Origin of the sequence: Oceanobacillus sp. HCA-5259 (genome assembly GCF_037892815.1) — a bacterium.
In the GTDB taxonomy this organism is placed as follows: Bacteria; Bacillota; Bacilli; order Bacillales; family Amphibacillaceae; genus Oceanobacillus; species Oceanobacillus indicireducens.
The window spans coordinates 1-1,445 of the sequence record NZ_JBBKBV010000084.1; the positions used below are offsets into that span (position 1 = coordinate 1).

Genomic DNA, 1,445 nt, shown 5'->3' on the forward strand with positions numbered 1-1,445 from the left:
TCGGCCTCGGCTTAGGTCCCGACTAACCCTGAGAGGACGAGCCTTCCTCAGGAAACCTTAGGCATTCGGTGAAAGAGATTCTCACTCTTTTTTCGCTACTCATACCGGCATTCTCACTTCTAAGCGCTCCACCAGTCCTCACGGTCTGACTTCGCAGCACTTAGAACGCTCTCCTACCATTGTTCGTAAGAACAATCCGCAGCTTCGGTGATACGTTTAGCCCCGGTACATTTTCGGCGCAGAGTCACTCGACCAGTGAGCTATTACGCACTCTTTAAATGGTGGCTGCTTCTAAGCCAACATCCTGGTTGTCTGGGCAACTCCACATCCTTTTCCACTTAACGTATACTTTGGGACCTTAGCTGGCGGTCTGGGCTGTTTCCCTCTCGACTACGAATCTTATCACCCGCAGTCTGACTCCCAAAAACAAGTAGCTGGCATTCGGAGTTTGACTGAATTCGGTAACCCGGTGAGGGCCCCTAGTCCAATCAGTGCTCTACCTCCAGTACTCTATTTTTGAGGCTAGCCCTAAAGCTATTTCGGAGAGAACCAGCTATCTCCGTGTTCGATTGGCATTTCACCCCTACCCACACCTCATCCCCGCATTTTTCAACATACGTGGGTTCGGGCCTCCAGTCAGTGTTACCTGACCTTCACCCTGGACATGGGTAGATCACACGGTTTCGGGTCTACGACCACATACTCATTCGCCCTATTCAGACTCGCTTTCGCTGCGGCTCCGTGTCTTCCACTTAACCTTGCATGTAATCGTAACTCGCCGGTCCATTCTACAAAAGGTACGCCGTCACGCATAAATGCGCTTCGACTACTTGTAAGCGCACGGTTTCAGGTTCTCTTTCACTCCCCTCCCGGGGTGCTTTTCACCTTTCCCTCACGGTACTGGTTCACTATCGGTCACTAGGGAGTATTTAGCCTTGGGAGATGGTCCTCCCGGATTCCGACGGAATTCCACGTGTTCCGCCGTACTCAGGATACACTCCGGAGGAAACTCTTTTTCGATTACAGGGCTGTTACCTTCTATGGCTGATCTTTCCAGATCGATTCATCTAAAGAATTTCTTTGTAACTCCAATGGAGTGTCCTACAACCCCAGTAAGCAAGCTTACTGGTTTGGGCTCGTTCCGTTTCGCTCGCCGCTACTTGGGAAATCGCATTTGCTTTCTCTTCCTCTGGGTACTGAGATGTTTCAGTTCCCCAGGTCTGCCTCGTACACCCTATGTATTCAGGTATACGTACTGTCCCATTACGGACAGTGGGTTGCCCCATTCGGAAATCTCCGGATTAACGTTTACTTACAACTACCCGGAGCATATCGGTGTTAGTCCCGTCCTTCATCGGCTCCTAGTGCCAAGGCATCCACCGTGCGCCCTTATTCACTTAACTAAGTTACAGTAAATAATATAGCTTTGTTTTGCCTTGATGGTC

The 1,445-nt window shown here is 50.2% G+C and carries 1 rRNA gene; it reads right to left on the bottom strand.

Going from position 1 to position 1,445, the window contains the following annotated elements:
• A 23S ribosomal RNA gene (locus WKU33_RS18850) occupies positions 1-1,403 on the bottom strand; the annotation flags it as partial.
• Between the last annotated feature and the right edge of the window lie 42 nt (positions 1,404-1,445).